Source organism: Cupriavidus sp. FW216-B1 (assembly GCF_058789195.1).
In genome coordinates, this window is the sequence record NZ_JBYTEL010000002.1 from 550,871 (window position 1) to 572,709 (window position 21,839).

The following is a 21,839-nucleotide window of genomic DNA, read 5'->3' on the forward strand; positions in this document are numbered from 1 at the left end:
CCCACAAGACAGAACGACGGGAGAAAACACGTATGACACGCAAGTACTTCGGCACCGACGGGGTGCGCGGCAGGGTGGGCGAGGCGCCCATCACGCCCGATTTCGTGATGCGCCTCGGCTACGCGGCCGGCATGGTGCTGGCCCACGGCGCGCGCCAGCAGGCGCAGGGGCGCCCGACCGTGCTGATCGGCAAGGACACCCGCATCTCCGGCTACATGCTGGAAGCCGCGCTGGAAGCCGGCTTCACCTCGGCCGGCGTCAACGTGCTGCTGACCGGGCCGCTGCCCACGCCCGGCGTGGCCTACCTCACGCGCGCGCTGCGGCTGTCGGCCGGGGTGGTGATCTCGGCCAGCCACAACCCGTACTACGACAACGGCATCAAGTTCTTCTCCGCCGACGGCGACAAGCTGCCCGACGAGGTGGAGCTGGCCATCGAGCAGGCCCTGGAAGAGCCGATGGTGTGCGTGCGCTCCGACGACCTCGGCCGCGCGCGCCGCATCGACGATGCGGCCGGGCGCTACATCGAGTTCTGCAAGAGCACGTTCCCCTACGAGCAGGATCTGCACAAGCTCAAGCTGGTGGTGGACTGCGCCCACGGCGCCGCCTATCACATCGCGCCGCACGTGTTCCACGAGCTGGGCGCCGACGTGGTGTCGATCGGCAACCAGCCCGACGGGCGCAACATCAACGCCGGCTACGGCGCCACCGCGCCGGAGAAGCTGATCGAGGCGGTCAAGGCCCACGGCGCGGACCTCGGCCTGGCCTTCGACGGCGACGCCGACCGCCTCCAGGTGGTGGACCGCGACGGCCGCCTGTTCAATGGCGACGAACTGCTCTACCTGATCGTGCAGGACCGCCTGCAGTCCGGACAGAGCGTGGCCGGCGCGGTCGGCACGCTGATGACCAACATGGCGGTCGAGCTGGCCTTCAAGCGCCAGGGCGTCGAGTTCGTGCGGGCCAAGGTGGGCGACCGCTACGTGCTGGAGGAACTGAACAAGCGCAAGTGGGTGCTGGGCGGCGAAGGCTCGGGCCACCTGCTCTGCCTGGACCGGCACACCACCGGCGACGGCATCGTCTCCGCGCTGCAGGTGCTGGCCGCGCTGCGGCGCAGCGGCAAGACCCTGGCGCAACTGCTCGAAGGCGTGTCGCTGTTCCCGCAGACGCTCATCAACGTGCGCGTGGAAAAGGGCTTCGACTGGCAGTCGCACGCCGGCCTGAGCGCCGCGCGCGCGGTCATCGAGCCGCAGCTCGAAGGCAAGGGCCGGGTGCTGATCCGCGCCTCGGGGACCGAGCCGGTGGTGCGGGTGATGGTCGAGGCCGAGCAGGTCGAGACCGCCGAGCGGGCGGCGCAGACGCTGGCCGATTCGCTGCGCGCCTGACACGCCACTCCGCCGCGCGCGGGATGCGGGGGCTTGCCTTCCGCGCCCGCAGGCGGGAGAGGGTAGGCCGCTTGCGCCGCGAGCGTGGCGGATGCGGCGGACCGGCGTCGCCGGTGGCATGGAGCCGGGTTTTCACCCGGCTTTTTTTGCGCCCGTACTGCAATTAACGGCCATCCGGTGTGCGCGCGCCAAATGCTAGCAAAATGTGTCTATCGGGGCGATTTTGGGCGAAATAGTGTATTAAACGGCGCGTTTTGTCATGCGCATGTCATCCTCCTGGCGACCGTCAAAGAGACTTGCCGTCGACTTACAAGAAGATCTCGTGATGTCATGTAATTGTCATATACGGGGCATAAAGTTCGACGTGTCAAAAAATTGTCATTCCCCAACCATGTCTCTGGAGGACATATGAAGCTGGTCAAGACTGCCGTAGCAGGCATCGTGTCGTTGGTGGTGGCGGGCACTGCGTTCGCGGCGGAAATTACCGGTGCTGGCGCATCTTTCCCGGCGCCCGTGTATTCCAAGTGGGCCGACGCATACCAAAAGGCAACGGGTAACAAGGTCAACTATCAATCCATCGGTTCGGCCGGCGGCATCAAGCAGATCGGCGCGAAGACCGTCGATTTCGGTGCTTCGGACGCACCCCTCACGGACGACGAACTGGCCAAGCAAGGCCTCGTGCAGTTCCCGACGGTGATCGGCGGCGTGGTGCCGGTGATCAACCTGCAGGGCGTCAAGCCGGGCGAGCTGACCATCACTGGCGAAGTGCTGGCCAACATCTACCTCGGCAAGATCAAGAAGTGGGACGATCCCGCCATCAAGGCGCTGAACCCGCACGCCAAGCTGCCGAGCCAGGACATCCTGCCGGTGCGCCGCGCCGACGGTTCGGGCACGACCTTCATCTTCACCAACTACCTGACCAAGGTCAGCTCGGACTGGAAGAGCTCGGTCGGTGAAGGCACCACCGTCAACTGGCCGGGCGGCGGCACGGGCGGCAAGGGCAACGAAGGCGTGGCCGCGTTCGTGCAGCGCCTGAACGGCGCGATCGGCTACGTCGAGTACGCCTACGCCAAGCAGAACAAGATGACCTACCTGAACATGAAGAATTCTTCGGGTGCGGTCGTGCAGCCCAGCGACGACGGCTTCAAGGCCGCCGCCGCCGGCGCGGACTGGAGCAAGACGTACTACCAGATCCTGACCAACCAGCCGGGCAAGGCCGCATGGCCGATCGCCGGCGCCACCTTCATCCTGCTGCACAAGAGCCAGGAAAAGCCGGCGCAAGGCACCGAAGTGCTGAAGTTCTTCGACTGGGCCTACAAGAGCGGTGCCGCGATGGCCACCGACCTGGACTACGTGCCGCTGCCGGAAGGCGTCGTCAACCAGATCCGCAACACCTGGAAGACCTCGGTGAAGGACGGTTCGGGCAAGTCGCTGTACTGATGATGGGCTGACCGCCATCGCCGGGCCCTGGCGCCCGGCCTGGCGGTTTTGCCTGTCCGGCGCCGGCCTGGCGCCGGACAGGCAAAACCGCGGCAGACGCTGCCGCGCCGCTGTACCGAAGTACCGAATACCTGAGTATCCAAGGCATCCGCCGCGTCCGCGCGAGCATGCAGCGCGGGCCCCGCAGTCCGCGGCCGCGCTGGCAGCGGGCGGTACGCCACCTAAACGAACCCCAATATCACATCATGGCGACTACATCCGATCTATCCGCAGTGCGGCCCCCCAGCCGCACCGGTGACATCCTGTTCGGTGGCCTGACGCGCGGCGCCGCCATCGTGACCCTGCTGCTGCTCGGCGGCATCATCGTATCGCTCGCGATCAGCGCCTGGCCGTCGATCCAGACCTTCGGCCTGCGCTTCCTGTGGACCGCCGAGTGGGATCCACCCGCGGACGTCTACGGCGCGCTGGTGCCGATCTACGGCACCCTCGTCACGTCGCTGATCGCCCTGATCATTGCGGTGCCCATCAGCTTCGGCATCGCGCTGTTCCTCACCGAGCTGTCGCCGGCCTGGCTGCGCCGCCCGCTCGGCACCGCCATCGAGCTGCTGGCCGCGGTGCCCTCGATCGTCTACGGCATGTGGGGCCTGCTGGTGTTCGCGCCGATCTTCGGCGAATACTTCCAGAAGCCGCTGGCCGCCACCGTGGGGCAGCTGCCGCTGATCGGCAAGCTGTTCCAGGGCGCGCCGCTGGGCATCGGCCTGCTGTGCGCGGGCGTGATCCTGGCCATCATGATCATTCCGTACATCGCCTCGGTGATGCGCGACGTGTTCGAAGTGACGCCGGTGCTGCTCAAGGAATCGGCCTACGGCGTGGGCTGCACCACGTGGGAAGTGATGTGGCGCGTCGTGCTGCCCTACACCCGCGCCGGCGTGATCGGCGGCGTGATGCTGGGCCTGGGCCGCGCGCTGGGCGAGACCATGGCGGTCACGTTCGTGATCGGCAACACCAACCTGCTGGACAGCCCGTCGCTGTTCTCGCCGGGCAACAGCATCACCTCGGCACTCGCCAATGAATTCGCCGAAGCCGGCGCCGGCCTGCACACGGCCGCGCTGATGGAGCTCGGCCTGATCCTGTTCTTCATCACTTTCGTGGTCCTCGCGCTGTCCAAGATCCTGCTGCTGCGCCTGGCCAAGAGCGAGGGCGCAAAATGAGCCAAGCCTCGATGTCCACTTCTTCGTCGATGCCGGCCGTGAGCCAGGACGCGGATGCCGTGCGCACGCGCCTGCAGGCGCGCCGCCGCCGCACCAACGTCTATGCGCTGGCCGCGTCGCTGGGCGCGATGGGCTTCGGCCTGTTCTGGCTGGCGTGGATCCTCTGGACCACCATCACGCTGGGCGTGGGCGGCATGTCGCTCGACCTGTTCACGCAGATGACGCCGGCGCCGAACACCGCCGGCGGCGGCCTGGCCAACGCCATCTACGGCAGCTTCGTGATGGTCGGGGTGGCCACGCTGATCGGCACGCCGCTGGGCATCCTGGCCGGCATCTACCTGGCCGAGTACGGCAAGAAGTCGCCGCTGGCCAGTTTCATCCGCTTCATCAACGACATCCTGCTGTCGGCGCCGTCGATCGTGATCGGCCTGTTCGTCTACGCGCTGGTGGTGACCCGCATGGGCCATTTCTCCGGCTGGGCGGGGGTGTGCGCGCTGGCGCTGTTGCAGGTGCCGATCGTGGTGCGCACCACCGAGAACATGCTGAACCTGGTGCCCAACGCGCTGCGCGAGGCCGCCTTCGCCCTGGGCACGCCCAAGTGGAAGATGGTGCTGTCGATCACGGTGAAGTCGTCCTACGCGGGCATCGTCACCGGCGTGCTGCTGGCGGTGGCGCGCATCGCCGGCGAGACCGCGCCGCTGCTGTTCACGGCCCTGTCCAACCAGTTCTGGACCAGCGACCTGAACAAGCCGGTGGCCAACCTGCCGGTGACGATCTTCCGCTTTGCCATGAGCCCGTTCGTGGAGTGGCAGCAACTGGCGTGGGCCGGCGTGTTCCTGATCACCATCGGCGTGCTGGCGCTCAACATCGTCGCGCGCATGCTGTTCAAGAAGTGACCGGCGGCCCATATCGCCCTTGTTGCATAGACGCCCGAACCGGCAAACCGAAAATTTCCTGCGAGAGACGAGCATGACCTCGACCGTCATCGACATTCCCGATACGACCCGCGCCAAGATCGACGTGCGCAACCTGAACTTCTACTACGGCCAGTTCCATGCGCTGAAGAACGTCAACATGTCGATCCCCGAACGCAAGGTGACGGCCTTCATCGGCCCGTCCGGCTGCGGCAAGTCGACGCTGCTGCGCACCTTCAACAAGATGTACGCGCTCTATCCGGAGCAGCGTGCCGAGGGCGAGATCAACATGGACGGCGACAACCTGCTGACCGCCAAGCAGGACATCGCCCTGCTGCGCGCCAAGGTCGGCATGGTGTTCCAGAAGCCCACGCCGTTCCCGATGTCGATCTACGACAACATCGCCTTCGGCGTGCGCCTGTTCGAGAAGCTGTCGCGCTCGGAGATGGACGACCGCGTGGAGTGGGCGCTGTCCAAGGCCGCGCTGTGGAACGAAGTCAAGGACAAGCTCAACCAGTCGGGCTACGGCCTGTCGGGCGGCCAGCAGCAGCGCCTGTGCATCGCGCGCGGCATCGCCATCCGCCCCGAGGTGCTGCTGCTCGACGAGCCGTGCTCGGCGCTGGACCCGATCTCGACCGGCCGCATCGAAGAGCTGATCGCCGAGCTGAAGGACGACTACACCGTGGTCATCGTCACGCACAACATGCAGCAGGCGGCGCGCTGCTCGGACTACACCGCGTACATGTACCTGGGCGAGCTGATCGAGTTCGGCGAGACCGAGAAGATCTTCATCAAGCCGCACCGCAAGGAAACGGAAGACTACATCACCGGCCGCTTCGGCTGATTGAGCGCTGCGCGCATAATGCACAGCATACGAACAACGGCATCAGTGGAATTTGCGGAACACTTGCAGGACCAGAGGCCAGGAGAACAACATGTCTGACAAGCATCTGTCGACCCAATTCGACGCCGACCTCAACGCCATCAGCACGAAGCTGCTGCAGATGGGCGGGCTGGTCGAATCGCAGATCGAGACCGCCATGCGGGCGCTTTCCGAATTCGACGGCGCGCTCGCCGACCAGGTGGTGGAGCGCGAGCAGCGCCTCAACGCGCTGGAGCTCGAGATCGACGCCGACTGCGGCAACATCATCGCGCGCCGCCAGCCCACCGCGCGCGACCTGCGCCTGGTGATGGCGATTTCCAAGACCATCACCAACCTCGAGCGCGCGGGCGACGAGGCCGAGAAGATCGCCAAGCGCACCAAGCACATCATGGAAGACGCCGGCGCGCACCAGATCAACTATTCCGAGGTGAAGCTCTCGGGCGACCTGGCCATCGCGCTGCTGCGCCAGGCGCTGGACGCCTTCGCGCGCCTGGACACCGTGGCCGCCGCCCGCATCGTCAAGGACGACAAGGCCATCGACGACGAATTCCGGGCCTTCGTGCGCAAGCTCATCACCTACATGATGGAAGACCCGCGCACCATCTCGGTCGCGCTGGATTTCCTCTTCATCGCCAAGGCGATCGAGCGCATCGGCGACCATGCCAAGAATATCGCCGAGTTCATCATCTACATCGTCAAGGGCACCGACGTGCGCCACGCCTCGCGTGAGGACATGGAGCGCGAAGCGCTGAGTTGACGGGCGCCATAGCGGAGAGAAAATACATGCCAAGCAGCATTCTTGTCGTCGAAGACGAACCGGCGATCGCGGAACTGATCGCGGTCAACCTGCAACACGCTGGACACTATCCGATCCGGGCCTACAACGCGGAGCAGGCACTGTCGCTGATGAGCGACGTGCTGCCCGACCTGGTCCTGCTCGACTGGATGCTTCCGGGCAAGTCGGGGGCAACCTTCGCGAAGGAACTGCGCAACAACGACCGCACCAAGCAGATCCCGATCATCATGCTCACCGCGCGCAGCGAGGAGCAGGACAAGGTGATGGGGCTCGAGGCCGGCGCCGACGACTATGTCACCAAGCCGTTCTCGCCCAAGGAACTGCTGGCGCGCATCAAGGCGGTGTTGCGCCGCCGCGCGCCGCAGCTCACCGACGACGTGGTCGCCATCAACGGCCTGCGCCTGGACCCGGCCACGCACCGCGTCACCGGCCACGACGAGTCGGGCCTGCTCAAGCTCGACCTCGGCCCCACCGAGTTCCGCCTGCTGCACTTCCTGATGACGCATCCCGAGCGCGTGCACAGCCGCTCGCAACTGCTGGACCAGGTGTGGGGCGATCACGTGTTCGTCGAGGAACGGACCGTGGACGTGCACATCAAGCGCCTGCGCGCGGCCCTGACGCCCGGCGGCTACAGCAATATGATCGAGACGGTACGCGGCAGCGGCTATCGCCTGGCGCGCGGCCCGAGCCACTGAACCCGGGCCGGCCATGCCGGCGCCGGCGTGGCGGCGGGGCCGCCGCAGTCGCCCTGGCCGCCGGTGCCGCGGCCGGCGCGCCGCCAGCCGGCTCTCCGGCGGATCCGCGCGCGCCGCGCGTCCAGCCGGCCCTGTCACCCCCGCTTCACCCGCCTGTCATGCGCCTGTTGCCGATTTCGTGGCACACTCCACCGCATCGCGCGCGGGCCTGCGGCCTGCCTGACCTTCCCCCTTCTTCATGAACGTCATCTGGGCCCGCTCGGCGGCCATCCTGATCGTCCTCGGCCTGGCATCCGCCGGGCTGTATTTCCTGTCCGGCCCGGTGTCGGCGCTGTCGTTCCTGTGCGCCGCGCTGCTCGGCCAGCTGCTGTACTACCTGTACCAGATCAACCGCCTGTGGCGGGTGCTGGACGCGCCGGCCTACGGCGAGATCCCGAGCGCGCTCGGGCTGTGGGGCGAGGTGTATTACCGCCTGCACCGCCTGGTCAAGCGCTGGCGCATGCAGGTGCTGCAGGTGGAGCAGCAGCACACGCGCTTCATCCAGGCCATCCAGGCTTCGCCCAACGGCGTGCTGATGCTCGACGACGCCGACCAGATCGAGTGGTGCAACGACGTGGCCGAGCAGCATTTCGGCCTCAACGCGCGGCGCGATGTGCGCCAGCGCATCACCCACCTGATCCGCCGCCCCGAGTTCGTGCAGTACCTGACGCTGCAGCGCTTCGACGATCCGCTGCTGATGCGCGACCTCGGCGAGCACAAGCGCAGCGTGATCGCCGTGCAGATCCTGCCCTACGGCGAGAACCGCAAGCTGGTGCTGACCAACGACATCACCAAGCTGGAGAACACCGAGGCCATGCGGCGCGACTTCGTCGCCAACGTCTCGCATGAACTGAAGACGCCGCTGACGGTGCTGACCGGCTTCCTGGAAACCGTGCGCGACCTGCCGGTGTCGGAGCAGGACCGCAACCGCTACCTGGACATGATGCTGGTGCAGTCGATGCGCATGCAGCATCTGGTCGAGGACTTGCTGGTGCTGGCCAAGCTCGAGAGCGACGCGCTGCCGCCGAGCTACGACCGCGTCGACATGGCCAGCATGGCGGCCCACCTCGTGCACGATGCCGAGGCGCTGTCGCAGGGGCGCCACCAGCTCAGCGCGGACATCGACCCCGAGGTGCAGATCCGCGGCGCCGAGACCGAGCTGTTCTCCGCGTTCGGCAACCTGGTCTCGAACGCGGTGCGCTACACGCCGGACGGCGGGCGCATCGGCATCAGGTTGAGCTACGAGAACGAGCACGCCATCTTCGCGGTCAGCGATACCGGCCTGGGCATCGCCGCCGACCACATCCCGCGCCTGACCGAGCGGTTCTACCGCGTCGACCGCAGCCGCTCGCGCGACACCGGCGGCACGGGCCTCGGGCTGGCGATCGTCAAGCACGTGCTGTCGCGCCACCATGCCGACCTGCGCATCACCAGCGAAGTGGGGCGCGGCAGCGTGTTCCGCGTGGTGTTCCCGCCCGACCGCAGCGGCCACGCGCCGGTTCCCGCCGCGCACCCGCAGCCCGATCATTCGCGCCAGCCGCCGCAGAAGGCCGCCTGAACGGCAAGGCCGCGCGCCGGGACCGGACATGCCGGCCTCCGGCGCGCGGCCGCCGCGGCACGCCGGGCGTGCCGCGGGGGACTTGCGTGCGGTATTTCGCCGCCGGCGTCAGGCCGCGGCGAACATCGCCAGCAGATCGTTCTGGCTGACGTGCGGCTGCCTGGACTTGGTGTGCTTGCGCAGGTAGGTGCCGTCGGACTGCATGACCCAGGCCGAGGCGTTGTCTTCCAGGTGCACGCGCAGGCTTTCCTTGATCACGCGCGCCTTGAGGGCCTTGTCCAGCACCGGGAACGCCACTTCCACGCGGCGGAACAGGTTGCGGTCCATCCAGTCCGCGCTGGACAGGTAGGTCACTTCGGCGCCGTCGGCCAGGAAGTAGTAGACGCGGTGATGCTCGAGGAAGCGCCCGACGATGGAGCGCACCGAGATGTTCTCCGACATGCCCGGCACGCCGGGCCGCAGCGCGCATACGCCGCGCACGATCAGGTCGATCTTCACGCCCGCGCGCGAGGCCTTGTAGAGCTCGTCGATGATGGACGGCTCGAGCAGCGCGTTCATCTTGGCGATGATGCGCGCGCGCTTGCCGGCGCGGGCGTTGCGGGCCTCGGCGCGGATGTGCTCCACCAGGTTGCTGTGCATCGTGAACGGCGACTGCCACAGGTGGTTCAGGCGGATCGTGCCGGCGGTGCCGGTGAGCAGCTGGAACACGTGCTGCACGTCCTCGCAGATTTCCTCGTTGGCGGTCAGCAGGCCGAAGTCGGTGTACAGCCGGGCGGTGCGCGGATGGTAGTTGCCGGTGCCGAGGTGGGCGTAGCGGCGCAGCTTGAACTGCTTGCTCTTGGCGCCGGTCAGCTCGCGCCGCACGATCAGCAGCATCTTGGCGTGGCACTTGTGGCCCACCACGCCGTAGACCACGTGGGCGCCGGCCGATTCGAGCCGCTCGGCCCAGTTGATGTTGGTCTCTTCGTCGAAGCGCGCCAGCAGCTCCACCACCACCGTGACTTCCTTGCCGTTGCGCGCCGCGGTCATCAGCGCCTCCATCACCGGCGACTCGTTGCCGGTGCGGTAGACGGTCTGCTTGATGGCCACCACGGCGGGATCGACCGCGGCCTGCTGCAGCAGGTCCAGCACCGAGCTGAAGCTCTCGTAGGGATGGTGCAGCAGCACGTCCTGCTGGCGGATCGCGTCGAACATCGGCACGCCCGGCGTGAACACCTTGACCGGCGCGGGCACGTGCGGCGGGAACTTGAGGGCAGGGCGGTCCACCAGGTCGGGGATCTGCATGAGCCGCACCAGGTTGACCGGGCCGCTCACGCGGTAGACGTCCTGCTCGCCGAGCCCCGATTCGAGCAGCAGGCGGCGCGCGATCGCCGGCGGCGTGTCGGAGGAGATCTCCAGGCGCACGGTGTCGCCGAAATGGCGCGCCGGCAGCTCGCCCTGCAGCGCTTCGCGCAGGTCGGTGATGTCGTCCTCGGAGACGAACAGGTCGGAGTTGCGGGTCACGCGGAACTGGTAGCAGCCGTTGACCTGGATGGCGGGGAACAGCTCGTGCACGAAGCCCTGCATGAACGACGACAGCAGCACGAAGCCGTAGGGGAAGCCGGACAGCTCCTCGGGCATGCGCACCATGCGCGGCAGCGCGCGCGGGGCCTGCACGATGGCGAGGTCGGCCTCGCGGCCGAAGGCGTCCTTGCCCGAGAGCTCGACCACGAAGTTCAGGCTCTTGTTGAGCACGCGCGGGAACGGATGGGCCGGATCGAGCGCGATCGGCGTGAGCACCGGGCCCAGCTCGCGCAGGAAGAAGCTGCGTGCCCATTCGCGCTGCGCGTCGTTCCAGGTCGAGGTCAGGTGGAAGAACACGCCCTCCTTCTCCAGGAGGGGGAAAATCACGTTCTGCAGCATGTCATACTGCGAGGCCACGAGTTTCTGCATGCGCTCGGTGACGAGCTGGTAGGCCTGCTGCAGCGAGAGGCCGTCGGGCGTGATGCCGGACGGATTGTCGCGCATCTGTTCCTTGAGCCCGGCCATGCGGATCTCGAAGAACTCGTCCAGATTGCTTGAAACGATGCAGATGAACTTGAGCCGCTCCAGCAGCGGTACCTTGGGGTCAGCGGCCTGCGCCATCACGCGCGAATTGAATTCCAGGAGGCCCAGCTCGCGATTGAGCAGCGCGCCGGGGGGGCTAGTCGACATTGGCATGACCTTCTTATGGTGATGCGGCGACTTTTTCATAGAATCGTGTCAGATTGATGACAAAGTGATTTTGTCATGATGTCGACACGATAAAGACATATTTTCTGTTCCCGGGCGCATGGCGTCCCGTGACACTGCTAACTGTGCCGCGTCGTGCGGCCGCTATCCAGATTTCCCTACCGCGATGAACCAAAACCCACGCTTGCTGGCCGCCGTCGACATGGGCTCCAACAGCTTCCGCCTGATGATCGGCCGGGTCGACGAAAGCCAGACCGCGTCCGGCACGGCGAGCCAGATCTTCCAGGTCGACGCCCTGCGCGAGCCGGTGCGCCTGGCGGCGGGTCTGACGCCCGACAAGTACCTCGACCAGCCGGCCCGCCGGCGCGGCATCGATGCCCTGCGGCGCTTCGGCGACCGCCTGCGCGACTTCTCCGCCGACCACGTGCGCGCGGTGGCCACCAACACCCTGCGCGTGGCCAAGAACGCCTCGGAGTTCCTGATCGAGGCGGAGAACGCGCTCGGCTTCCCGATCGAGGTGATCGCCGGGCGCGAGGAAGCGCGGCTGATCTACCTGGGCGCCTCGCACGACGCGCCGGCCTGCACCGGCAACCGGCTGGTGGTGGACATCGGCGGCGGCTCGACCGAGTTCATCATCGGCAACGGCTACTCGTCCAAGCTGATGGAGAGCCTCTACATCGGCTGCGTCTCGCACAGCCGGCAGTTCTTCCCGAGCGGCAACGTCGACGAATACGCGATGAAGCAGGCCGAGCTGGCCGCGCGCCGCGAGATCCAGGTGCTGGTGCGCCAGTACCGCGCCGCCGGCTGGCAGCAGGCGGTGGGCTCGTCGGGCACCGCGCGCGCGCTGGCCGAGCTGATCGAGCTCAACGGCATGAACGACAACCCGGCCGAGCACGGCATCACGCGCGAGGGCCTGGAGCGCCTGAAGCGCGCGCTGGTCAAGGCGGAGAACGCCAACCGCGTCAAGCTGGTGGGGCTCAAGGCGGACCGCATCCCGGTGCTGCCGGGCGGCCTGTCGATCATGCTCGGCGTGTTCGCCGAGCTGGACATCGAGCGCATGGACGTCACCGACGGCGCGCTGCGCCTGGGCGTGCTGTACGACCTGCTGGGGCGCACGCACCACGAGGACATGCGCACCATCACGGTGGACCAGTTCATGCGGCGCTACGGCGTCGACCGCGCGCAGGCGCTGCGCGTGCAGCAGGCCGCGCTGGGGCTGCTGGCGCAGTTCCCGGAGCCGCGCCACGAGCGGCGCGACGACAACCTCGCGCTATTGGGCTGGGCCGCCGGCCTGCACGAGATCGGCATGAGCATCTCGCACAGCGGCTATCACAAGCACTCGGCCTACATCGCCACCCATGCCGACATGCCGGGCTTCTCGAAGACCGACCAGGCGCGGCTGGCCACGCTGCTGCTCGGCCATGCCGGCAAGCTGGGCAAGCTGTCGGGCAGCGGCAAGTTCGTGGACTGGCGCATGCTGTTCAGCCTGCGGCTGGCCTTCGTGCTGTGCCGGCGCCGCGCCGACGAGCCGCTGCCGGACATCACCGTGGGCCAGCGCTCGGACGCGCTCGACGACGGTTTCGAGGTGCGCCTGCCCAAGGCCTGGATCGAAGCCAATCCGCTGGTCGAATACAGCCTGGCGCAGGAGGCCGACGAGTGGGAGCGCATCGGCAAGCGCTACAAGGTGGTGTACGCCTGAACGGCGTATGGCGAAGGCGGGAGGGCAGGAGCGCCCCGCCCGCGGCCACCGCTGGCCCGGCCCGCGCGAACGGCGGCCGTCCGCGCTGCGCCGCGCGCGGTGCTCAGACGCCGCGGCTCAGGCCGAGGAAGTGGCGCGCGTAGCGCGGGTTCATGTCGTTGACGCGCAGCAGCGTGAGGAAGTCCGCCACGTTGAAGTCGGGGTCCCAGGCCGGCATGCCGCAGATGCGGGCGCCGAGGCGCAGGTAGCCCTTGATGAGCGCGGGCGGCTCCACGTCGAGCGTCTGGTTCAGCTCGTCGATCGGCAGCGGCAGGCGCGGGAAGGCGTGGTATTCGATCGGTGCCAGCGCGCGTTCGGCGAACACGCGGTACAGGCTGGCCGCATAGTGGCCGCCGTCGCTCATCGGCACGCTGGCGCAGCCCAGCATCGACTCGATGCCCCAGCGCTGCAGGTACTCGCCCAGTCCGCCCCACAGCGCCATGATGACGCTGCCCGAGCGGTAGTCGCGGTGCACGCACGAGCGGCCCAGTTCGACCATCTTGGGCTTCAGGTGGGCCAGGCGCACGAGGTCGAATTCCGACTCGGCGTACAGGCAGCCGATGCGCTTGGCCTGGTGCGGCGCCATCACGCGGTAGGTGCCGACGACCTTGAGCGTGGCGAGGTCGCGCACGATCAGGTGGTCGCAATAGGCATCGAACATGTCCACGTCGAGTTCGTGCGCGGACGGGTTCAGCCGCGCGCCCATTTCCTCGGCGAAGACCTTGTAGCGCAGGCGCTGGGCCTCGACTACTTCATCCTGGTGGCGCGCCCACGCCACGCTGAAAGCAGGCTGTTCATGCGCTTGGGCATGTGCTTGCGCAGGTGGCGGGCGATGAAGACGCCTCCGCGCCGAATGGCCGGCTTGGCCATTGGGCAGGGAATCAAACAACGGCTGGGTGGGCGTCGGGAGATCTCGCATCAGTATGTCCTTTAGGTGACGAAACTGTTGCAACCGAATGTAGATACGGCAGGTGACAGTGCCGTGAAGCGGTCATGACGGTTCGGTGACTGTACAACGGCGCGCGCCACCTCTGCAACGGCAGTGTTGCCTGGATGGCACTGGCGGCGCCGCCGGGGGCCCCGGCGCGCGGCGTTGGCGCTAGAGGAATTCGGGGTTGATCACGGCGCGCAGCACGACCTGCGATTCGCTTTCGCGGGTGCGGCCGGACAGCCACCAGATGCCGCTCTTGCGCACGCTCCAGTTGATCTCGGAGCCCGCCAGCAGCAGGCTGGCGAGGCGCCCGAGCCAGGGCTGGTGGCCGACCACCACGGTGTGCTCGGCGCCCTGCGGCCAGTCGATGGCGGCCAGCACCGCGCTGACGTCCGCGCCGGGCGCGAGGTCGGGCAGTACTTCGGCGTTCTCGCGCAGCGCCGCGGCGGTTTCGCGCGTGCGCAGCGCGGGGCTGCACACCACGCGCGCGCCGGGCGGCAGATGCGCGCGCAGCCATGCGGCGGACGCATCGGCCTGCTTGTGGCCGCGCCGCGTCAGCGGGCGCTGCAGGTCGGCATTGCGGGTCAGGCCGAGCGCGGCGGGCAGTTCCTCGGCTTCGGCGTGGCGCCACAGGATCAGGTTCATGGCAGCGGGGAAAATCGCGGGATGGGGTGGCGGGGCGAGGTCGGCAACGGAGCGGACGGCACGAGGAGTATGGCGACGCGCGCCGCGGCGCGCAAGGCGGGCAAACACCCGCTGGATGCGCCCGAGCGTTGCATGCCGGCATGACGGCCATGTGACCGGCGGGACATGCGCGGAGGCGCGGCAGCGCGGCGGGCGGAGCAGTCGTGCGGGAATGCGGGGGAGGGGGACGCGCGGATGTCGGATGCGCGGATATGATGCTGCCGCCGAAGCCGGTCTGTGCGGGAACGCACATCCGGACCGCGGCGGCACGACACCGCTCCGGGGCAGGGCCGCGCCGGGCGGCGCCCTCGGGAAGCGGTCAGGCGCGGCGTCCGCCGTGGCGGCGGGCGCCGCAGAGCATCAGGCCTTGTGGCGGAAGTTGATGCGGCCCTTGGTCAGGTCGTAGGGCGACATTTCCAGCGTCACGCGGTCGCCGGCCAGGATGCGGATGCGGTGCTTCTGCATCTTGCCCGACGCATAGGCCCAGATCTCCACGCCGTTTTCCAGCGTGACGCGGTAACGGTTGTCGGGCAGGGCTTCCGAGACAACACCGCCAAATTCAATCAGTTCTTCCTTAGCCAATCTCTTTCCTTTACTGCAGCCGGGGCTGCATGAATGTCGGTAAATCCGGTGAGGCGGGTGCCGGCTTGCCGCCGGCGTTTCCGCAAGGTCCGGGTGCCGGCAGTGACAAGCGCCGGCTTGCTTGGGTGCGCCGAAGGTTGCGAAGAGGCAAGCTGACCCGGACCGGCACGGCAACTGCGCGTGCAATGAGGTCCACGTTAGGGAATCGCCAGGGGGCGCGTCAGAGCCCGGCCGATTGCCTTGCCGGTTGCGGCCGCGTGCCAAGGCGGCCGTGCTACCGTGGTGGGCGCGGAGCGATGCGAGGGCAGGATGCTTCCGGTGGCTCGCCGGCACTGCGCCGCAAAGCGTGCTGCAAAGCGGCATCCGGCAGGGGCGCCCGGTTACAGGGCATGCTGCATTCACCCCGGGCTAACGCGCGATTGTACCATGAGCGGGCCCGGCAGGCGCGCCAGCATGCCCGGTGCGCCTGCACTTGCGTGGCCGATGCGGGCGGGGCGGAAAGCATGCAGGAGGACGGAAGGCAGGCCGCGGAGTGACGCGGGCGGCGCCTGGCCGTGTCCGGAGCCGGCGGCGATCCTTGTGCGGGGCAAGGCATCCCGCGCGGTTGCCGCGGCGGTGCATTGTTGCGGTGCGGCGAAGGCCGCGGCGGCTGCACGAAAGTGGCGCGTGCCTCATCTTCCAGTGCCTGCTCGCGGCGCGCGGCGCACGAAAAAACGCACGAAAAAAAGGCTTAGACCCGATGGTCTAAGCCTTTGATCTCATTGCCAAATACTGGTCGGGGCGACATGATTCGAACATGCGACCCTCTGATCCCAAATCAGATGCGCTACCAGGCTGCGCTACGCCCCGAAGCGGCGAATTGTAGCCCGGCGCGGGGGCGGGGGTCAAACTTTGTTTGGCTTGCCGGGCAGGCTGCCCGGCACCGCCGGCGCGGCTGCCGCCGCCATCGGAAGGGATCGGGTCCGCTTGACTTGAGCGCGAGCGCTGACATAATCCGCACACCCCGGCAGCCACGCTCCCGCGCCCGGTCAGGCGCAGGGCGGGCGGGCCGCCGGCGGCCCGCGGCCATGAAAACAGGGCCGCAGCAACGACCACAAGAGCGCCCCGCCACGATAGCGGGGCCTGCCCCAGACCGCCGGGGCGCAAGGAAGGCGGCCGATGTGCAAAAAGAATGGCGCAAACCTTCCGGGCTGCGGGTCCCGGGAGGCGCATGGCGGCGCGACGTAGCGCCGCCTGCCAAGTTGGACGGGGAAATCATGTTTCAGTCGCAGGTCAGTGTGCTGGTCGCAGCCGTATTCGGGCTGCAGATGGCGGTCGTCTTCGCCGTATTGCGGCGCACGCCGGGCATGGGCCGCGCCGGGCTGAGCGCGTGGGTGGCCGGTGAGTTGCTGGTGACGGCCGCCGCCGCGCTGCTGGCCGCGCAGGGCTACCTGCCGGGCTGGCCGGTGCTCGGCCTGGCCGACGTGCTGATGACGGCGGCGCTCTCGCTGATGGTGTACGGCACGCGCCGCTTCTACGACCGCAGCGGGGCCGCGGCCTCGCTGTGCATGCTGAATCTCGTGGTGCTGGGCGGCACGGTCTATTTCGAGCTGTCCGGCGCGCCGCCGGCCGGCCCCGCGCTGCTGTCCGCGCTGGCCAATCTCTATCTGCCGCTGGCCTTGCTGCGCGTGGTGGCGCCGCAGGTGCCCGCGCGCCGCGGCACCGGCCGCCTGGCCGCGCTGTCGCTCGGCCTGATCGCGCTGGCATGCGCGGGCATGGGTTTCTACCAGGCCGCCGAGCTGACGCTGGTGCCGGCCGGGCTGCTGGCGCTGCCCAGGCAGGTGCCGCAGGAAACCTTCACCATCCTGCACGCCTTCGGCATCGTCAGCCTGTCGGTCAGCTTCGCGCTGATGGCGCACGACCGCCTGCGCCGCCGGCTCGAGCGCCGCGCCAGCTATGACGACCTGACCGACGTGCTGTCGCGCGGCCCCTACTGGGCGACGCTGGAGGAAGCCTGCCAGGAAGCGGAGCGGCTGTACCAGCCGCTCACGGTCGCCTTCATCGACCTCGATCACTTCAAGGCCATCAACGATCTCTACGGGCATCTCGCCGGCGACAGCGTGCTGCGCCACTTCGGCGGCCTGCTGCGCAAGACCGTGCGCAGCGGCGATTTCGCCGGGCGCCTGGGCGGCGAGGAATTCGGCATCGCCATGCCCGGCACCGCGCTCGAGCAGGGGCGCGCGCTGAGCCTGCGCCTGAGCACGCTGGTGCGCGCCACGCCGTGCCCGTCGGAGCCGGATGCGATCTCGTACACGGTCAGCATCGGCATGGCGGAGCGGCTGCCGGGCGAAGGCGCGGACGGCCTCATGCGCCGCGCCGACAATGCGCTCTACGACGCCAAGACGATGGGGCGCAACTGCGTTTCCACCCAGCCCACCGAGCGTGCCGCCGGCCTGGGCTCGGCGGCCCGCATCCGCGTCTCCCAGGCTTCCTGACGCGCGCCGGGGCGCATGGCGGTGCTCACGCCGGGCGTGCGCTGAGGTAGAATGCTGGCCTCCACGCCGGCCCGGCGCTTGCTTGCCGCGGCCGCGCCATCCGCCCTTAGCTCAGTTGGATAGAGCACTCGCCTTCTAAGCGAGCGGTCACACGTTCGAGTCGTGTAGGGCGGGCCACTGCCTCTCTCCGCTCTCCCTAGGTCTTCCACTTCCAGGTGCTCCGCCACGTCCGGCTTCACGGCATCAATGACGCATGCGGTGAACATGGTCGAGCGCCAGCCGTTTCCTCGGCGGGAAGGCATCGCGCGCGCATCCGGCATCCGTCCGGGTCCTGGCCGGCGCCGCGCGCCGGCGTGGACTAAGATGCCACGATGACCTTCCCAGGCAAGCCCATGCTGAATTCCCGCGGCGGCACCAGCAAGGTGCATTACTGGCTGGCCGGCGGTGCCTGCGTGCTGCTGGCCGCGGCGGCGGCGCGCCACGCGCTGTTCCTGGCGGTGGAGAGCGGCGCGTTCGAGCCCAAGCCGGCCAGCGCCGCCGGCGCGCTCACGCCCGACCGGCTCGGCGCGCCGTCCCGCCAGTTCGCGTTCGCCAGCGGCGCGCGCCTGCTGCGCGCGTCGTGCGTGCAGGCGCCGCGCGCCGACGCGCCGGCGCTGCTGATCTATCACGGCGACGAGGAAAACCTCTCCGACTGGGCCCATGCGCAGGCGCTGCTGTATCGCAACGGCATCACCTCGTGCGTGTTCGACTACAGCGGCTACGGGGCGAGCGGCGGCAAGCCCGGCGTGCGCCGCCTGCGCGAGGACGGCATGGCGGCGTACGACCAGTTCCTGGCGGCCACGCCGCGTGCGGCGCGGCGCTATGTGATGGGATTCTCGCTCGGCTCGGGCGCGCTGCTCGACGTGGCGCAGGCGCTGCGGCCGGCGCCGGCCGGCATGGTGATCGCGGCCGGCTTTACCTCGGCGCGCGCGGCGGCGGTGGTCACGGGGCGCGTGCCGGCCTGGATGGCGCGCCTGCTGCCCGAGCCGTGGGACAACGAGGAGCGCCTGCGCCGTTCGCGGCTGCCCGTGCTGGTGGTCCACAGCCGCGCCGACGACGTGATTCCGTTTTCCCATGCCGAGCGCCTGGCGCGCGCCGCCGCCGGGCCCCGGCGCCTGGTCGCGCTGGCGGCGCTGCCGCACGACGCCGCCATCGAGCCGCAGTGGCAGGAGGCGTTCTGGGCGCCGGTCGTGGCCTACCTGCGTTCGGGCAATCTTGGCGAGGCGGGCGGCATGGGCGCTGCGGCCGGCGACTAAGGCCGCTGGCAGCACGAACGCAAAAAGGGCGCCGGCCGGAGCCGCGCGCCCTTTCTTGCGGTGGCGGCGGCATTGCCGCCGCGCCGCTTACGCTTCCGCGGGCAGGCTCGCGCCGACCGTGTTGAAGCCGGCGTCCACGTAGGTGATCTCGCCGGTCACGCCGCTGGCGAGGTCGGACAGCAGGAAGGCGGCCACGTTGCCGACTTCCTCGATGGTCACGTTGCGGCGCAGCGGCGCGGCTTCCTCGAAGTGGCCCAGCAGCTTGCCGAAGCCCTTGATGCCGGAAGCCGCCAGCGTCTTGATCGGGCCGGCCGAGATGCCGTTGGCGCGGATGCCGCGCGGGCCGACCGACGCGGCCAGGTAGCGCACGCTGGCTTCCAGCGAAGCCTTGGCCAGGCCCATCGTGTTGTAGTTGGGCACCGTGCGTTCCGCGCCGAGGTAGGTCAGCGTCAGCAGCGAGGCCGTGTCCGACAGCATCGGCAGCGCGGCCTTGGCCAGCGCGGGGAAGCTGTAGGCGGAAATGTCGTGGGCCACGCGGAACGCTTCGCGCGAGAGGCCTTCGAGGAAGTCGCCGGCGATCGCCTCGCGCGGCGCGAAGCCGATCGAGTGGACCAGGCCGTCGAGCTTGTCCCAGTGCTTGCCCAGTTCGGCGAAGGTGGCGGCGATCTGCTCGTCGCTGGCGACGTCGCATTCGAGCACGATGCTGCTGTCGAATTCCTTGGCGAAGTCGTTGATGCGGTCCTTGAAACGTTCGCCGACGTAGGTGAAGGCGAGTTCCGCGCCTTCGCGTTTGCAGGCCGATGCGATGCCGTAGGCAATCGAGCGGTTGGACAGCAAGCCGGTGATCAGGATTCGCTTACCTGCCAGAAATCCCATAGGTTCTCCAATGATGTTCGGGGCGGACGGGCACGATTCGTGCAATGCCGTCCGGGGTTGCGGCGCGCCCCGCGCGAAGGCCGCGCTGCGGCAGCCCGAAGGCCGGCGTGTCTGCTGCGCCGCGTACTGGAATGTCCGGATGGCTGGGTGTCATCCGATCCAATGTAAAATTGTCTCATAACTTGACCGCGCCGCCGACGGCCGCGGCTTGTCCGATTCAGGCGGAGGTTTCCAACCGGATGTATATTCGCGCACGTAGACCGCTTCAGGCGGCATGGCAGCGCATGCGCACGTTTGCGGTGCTGGGTTGTGGACTTCTTGCCCTGGCTGCCGCGGGTTTCCCCCTGTCCGCCGGCGCGGCCCACGGTTTTGCGCAGTATGGCGAACTCAAGTACCCCGCCGGTTTCACCCATTTCGACTACGTCAATCCCGACGCCCCGCGCGGCGGCACGCTGACGCTGGCCAATCCCGACCGCCGCACCAGTTTCGACAAGTTCAACCCGTTTACGCTCAAGGGCACCTCGGCCCCGGGCGTGAACACGCTGATGTTCGAGTCGCTGCTGATCGCCAGCGCCGACGAGACCGCCAGCGCCTACGGCCTGCTGGCCGAGGATGTCGCGGTGGCGCCGGACGAGCTCTCGGTGACTTTCCGCCTGCGCCCGCAGGCGCGTTTCAGCAACGGCGATCCGGTGCGGGCCAGCGACGTCAAGTATTCCTACGACATGCTGATGAGCAAGGCTTCCAGCCCGGGCTACCGCAGCATGTGCATGGACGTGAAGTCGGTCACCGTGGTGGACCCGCGCACGGTGCGCTTCGATTTCCGCCAGCGCAACATCGAGCTGCCGCTGATCGTCGGCTCGCTGCCGGTGTTCTCGAAGAAATGGACCGCCACCACGCCGTTCGAGAAACTGACCTTCGAGGCGCCGGTGGCCAGCGGCCCGTACCTGATCGAGCGCTATGACGCCGGGCGCGGCATCACCTTCAAGCGCGACCCGGGCTACTGGGGCAACGACCAGGCCGTGCGGCGCGGCACCTTCAACTTCGACCGCGTGGTCTACCGCCTCTACAAGGACGAGACCGCCAAGCTCGAGGCCTTCAAGGCCGGCGAGTTCGACGCCATCGTGGAATACAAGGCCAAGAGCTGGGCCAAGAGCTACGAGGGCAAGCGTTTCTCCAGCGGCGAGCTGCTCAAGACCGATTTCCCGCACCGCAACGGCGCCGGCATGCAGGGTTTCGTGATGAACATGCGCAAGCCGATGTTCCAGGACGTGCGCGTGCGGCAGGCCCTGATCCTGGCGCTGGACTTCGAATGGCTCAACCGCCAGTTGTTCTACGGCGCCTACCGGCGGCTCGACAGCTGGTTCTCCAACAGCGAGCTGGCCGCCAGCGCCACCTTCGACGGGCGCCCCGGCCCCGGCGAGCTGGCGCTGCTCGAGCCGCTGCGCGCGCAACTGGCGCCCGAAGTGTTCGGCCCCATCGTCACGCAGCCCAACACCGATGCGCCGCGTTCGCTGCGCGACAACCTGCGCGCCGCGCGCCGGCTGCTGGCGCAGGCGGGCTGGACCTACGAGGACGGCGCGCTGCGCAACGCCAAGGGCGAGCCCTTCGTGTTCGAGTTCCTGGACGACGGCGGCGCCATGAGCCGCGTCATCACCACCTACGTGCGCAACCTGGAAAAGCTGGGCATCGAGGTGAACCAGCGCACCACGGATTTCGCGCTGTACCAGAAGCGCCTCGAGGATTTCGATTTCGATATGGTGTCGATCCGCTTCCCGGACTCGCAGAGCCCGGGCAACGAGCTGCGCGACCGCTTCAACAGCGAGGCCGCCGGCACGCCGGGCTCCGACAACCTGTTCGGCCTCAAGTCGCCGGCGGTCGACCGCCTGGTGGACAATGTGCTGCACGCCCACACACGCGAGGACCTGGTCAGCGCCGGGCGCGCGCTGGACCGCGTGCTGATGCACGGCTACTACATCGTGCCGAACTGGTACAGCGCGTCGCACCGCGTGGCGTACCGCAAGGAACTGGTCTATCCGCAGCGCCTGCCGTACTACTACACGGCCGAGGGATGGATCCTGAGCAACTGGTGGCGCGCCGACGCCAGGCCGCCCGCCCGCTGAGCGCGGACGGCAA

17 protein-coding genes and 2 tRNA genes are annotated in these 21,839 nt (G+C 68.3%); 13 read left to right on the forward strand and 6 right to left on the reverse strand.

Annotated features, from left to right (window positions below; all coding sequences use genetic code 11):
- The first annotated feature begins 32 nt into the window (after positions 1-32).
- The 8 genes from glmM (at position 33) to phoR (ending at position 8,915) form a co-directional block, all read left to right on the forward strand.
- Positions 33-1,379: a phosphoglucosamine mutase gene (glmM, locus tag AC3WXD_RS09555; protein ID WP_020202887.1), complete on the forward strand. Its 1,347-nt coding sequence runs from the start codon at positions 33-35 to the stop codon at positions 1,377-1,379.
- Between the two features lie 408 nt (positions 1,380-1,787).
- Positions 1,788-2,819 (forward strand): phosphate ABC transporter substrate-binding protein PstS, encoded by a 1,032-nt coding sequence (gene pstS, locus AC3WXD_RS09560; RefSeq protein WP_059413327.1) that lies wholly within the window; start codon positions 1,788-1,790, stop codon positions 2,817-2,819.
- Between the two features lie 245 nt (positions 2,820-3,064).
- On the forward strand, positions 3,065-4,030 hold the full coding sequence (gene pstC / locus AC3WXD_RS09565) for a phosphate ABC transporter permease PstC (RefSeq protein ID WP_029043583.1): 966 nt from the start codon (positions 3,065-3,067) through the stop codon (positions 4,028-4,030).
- Positions 4,027-4,926: a phosphate ABC transporter permease PstA gene (gene pstA / locus AC3WXD_RS09570; protein WP_029043584.1), complete on the forward strand. Its 900-nt coding sequence runs from the start codon at positions 4,027-4,029 to the stop codon at positions 4,924-4,926. The genes pstC and pstA overlap by 4 nt, the downstream gene beginning before the upstream one ends.
- A gap of 73 nt (positions 4,927-4,999) precedes the next feature.
- Positions 5,000-5,788 (forward strand): phosphate ABC transporter ATP-binding protein PstB, encoded by a 789-nt coding sequence (gene pstB, locus AC3WXD_RS09575; RefSeq protein ID WP_020202891.1) that lies wholly within the window; start codon positions 5,000-5,002, stop codon positions 5,786-5,788.
- A gap of 91 nt (positions 5,789-5,879) precedes the next feature.
- The gene (gene phoU / locus AC3WXD_RS09580; protein ID WP_020202892.1) at positions 5,880-6,584 is read left to right on the forward strand and encodes a phosphate signaling complex protein PhoU; all 705 of its coding nucleotides are present in this window, start codon (positions 5,880-5,882) and stop codon (positions 6,582-6,584) included.
- Between the two features lie 26 nt (positions 6,585-6,610).
- Positions 6,611-7,318, forward strand: coding sequence for a phosphate regulon transcriptional regulator PhoB (phoB, locus tag AC3WXD_RS09585; protein ID WP_020202893.1), 708 nt, complete (start codon positions 6,611-6,613; stop codon positions 7,316-7,318).
- Between the two features lie 238 nt (positions 7,319-7,556).
- On the forward strand, positions 7,557-8,915 hold the full coding sequence (phoR, locus tag AC3WXD_RS09590) for a phosphate regulon sensor histidine kinase PhoR (protein ID WP_020202894.1): 1,359 nt from the start codon (positions 7,557-7,559) through the stop codon (positions 8,913-8,915).
- A gap of 108 nt (positions 8,916-9,023) precedes the next feature.
- On the opposite strand, the gene ppk1 is transcribed toward phoR, so the two are convergent.
- Complete coding sequence (gene ppk1 / locus AC3WXD_RS09595) at positions 9,024-11,147, reverse strand: polyphosphate kinase 1 (protein ID WP_081651385.1); 2,124 nt, start codon at positions 11,145-11,147, stop codon at positions 9,024-9,026.
- 145 nt (positions 11,148-11,292) lie between these two features.
- Here ppk1 and ppx point away from each other — a divergent pair, with 145 nt between their 5' ends.
- The gene (gene ppx, locus AC3WXD_RS09600; protein WP_029043585.1) at positions 11,293-12,825 is read left to right on the forward strand and encodes an exopolyphosphatase; all 1,533 of its coding nucleotides are present in this window, start codon (positions 11,293-11,295) and stop codon (positions 12,823-12,825) included.
- 103 nt (positions 12,826-12,928) lie between these two features.
- On the opposite strand, the gene AC3WXD_RS09605 is transcribed toward ppx, so the two are convergent.
- From AC3WXD_RS09605 to AC3WXD_RS09620, 4 genes are all read right to left on the reverse strand, one after another.
- Complete coding sequence (locus tag AC3WXD_RS09605; protein WP_081651386.1) at positions 12,929-13,783, reverse strand: GNAT family N-acetyltransferase; 855 nt, start codon at positions 13,781-13,783, stop codon at positions 12,929-12,931.
- 180 nt (positions 13,784-13,963) lie between these two features.
- Positions 13,964-14,440, reverse strand: a complete 477-nt coding sequence (locus AC3WXD_RS09610) for a SixA phosphatase family protein (protein WP_020202898.1) — start codon at positions 14,438-14,440, stop codon at positions 13,964-13,966.
- Between the two features lie 399 nt (positions 14,441-14,839).
- Entirely contained in the window at positions 14,840-15,061 is a 222-nt protein-coding gene (gene infA, locus AC3WXD_RS09615; protein WP_017230249.1) for a translation initiation factor IF-1, read from the reverse strand.
- 772 nt (positions 15,062-15,833) lie between these two features.
- Positions 15,834-15,910, reverse strand: a tRNA-Pro gene (locus AC3WXD_RS09620).
- 407 nt (positions 15,911-16,317) lie between these two features.
- Between AC3WXD_RS09620 and AC3WXD_RS09625 the strand changes: the two genes are divergently transcribed.
- From AC3WXD_RS09625 to AC3WXD_RS09635, 3 genes are all read left to right on the forward strand, one after another.
- Positions 16,318-17,535, forward strand: a complete 1,218-nt coding sequence (locus AC3WXD_RS09625; protein ID WP_492323581.1) for a GGDEF domain-containing protein — start codon at positions 16,318-16,320, stop codon at positions 17,533-17,535.
- Positions 17,536-17,635: 100 nt separating this feature from the next.
- Positions 17,636-17,712: transfer RNA gene (locus AC3WXD_RS09630), tRNA-Arg, on the forward strand.
- A 215-nt stretch (positions 17,713-17,927) separates the two neighbouring features.
- On the forward strand, positions 17,928-18,830 hold the full coding sequence (locus AC3WXD_RS09635) for an alpha/beta hydrolase (protein WP_492323582.1): 903 nt from the start codon (positions 17,928-17,930) through the stop codon (positions 18,828-18,830).
- 87 nt (positions 18,831-18,917) lie between these two features.
- Here AC3WXD_RS09635 and fabI read toward each other — a convergent pair whose 3' ends face one another.
- On the reverse strand, positions 18,918-19,706 hold the full coding sequence (fabI, locus tag AC3WXD_RS09640; protein WP_020423770.1) for an enoyl-ACP reductase FabI: 789 nt from the start codon (positions 19,704-19,706) through the stop codon (positions 18,918-18,920).
- 239 nt (positions 19,707-19,945) lie between these two features.
- Here fabI and AC3WXD_RS09645 point away from each other — a divergent pair, with 239 nt between their 5' ends.
- On the forward strand, positions 19,946-21,826 hold the full coding sequence (locus AC3WXD_RS09645; RefSeq protein ID WP_029043587.1) for an extracellular solute-binding protein: 1,881 nt from the start codon (positions 19,946-19,948) through the stop codon (positions 21,824-21,826).
- The last annotated feature ends 13 nt before the right edge of the window (positions 21,827-21,839 follow it).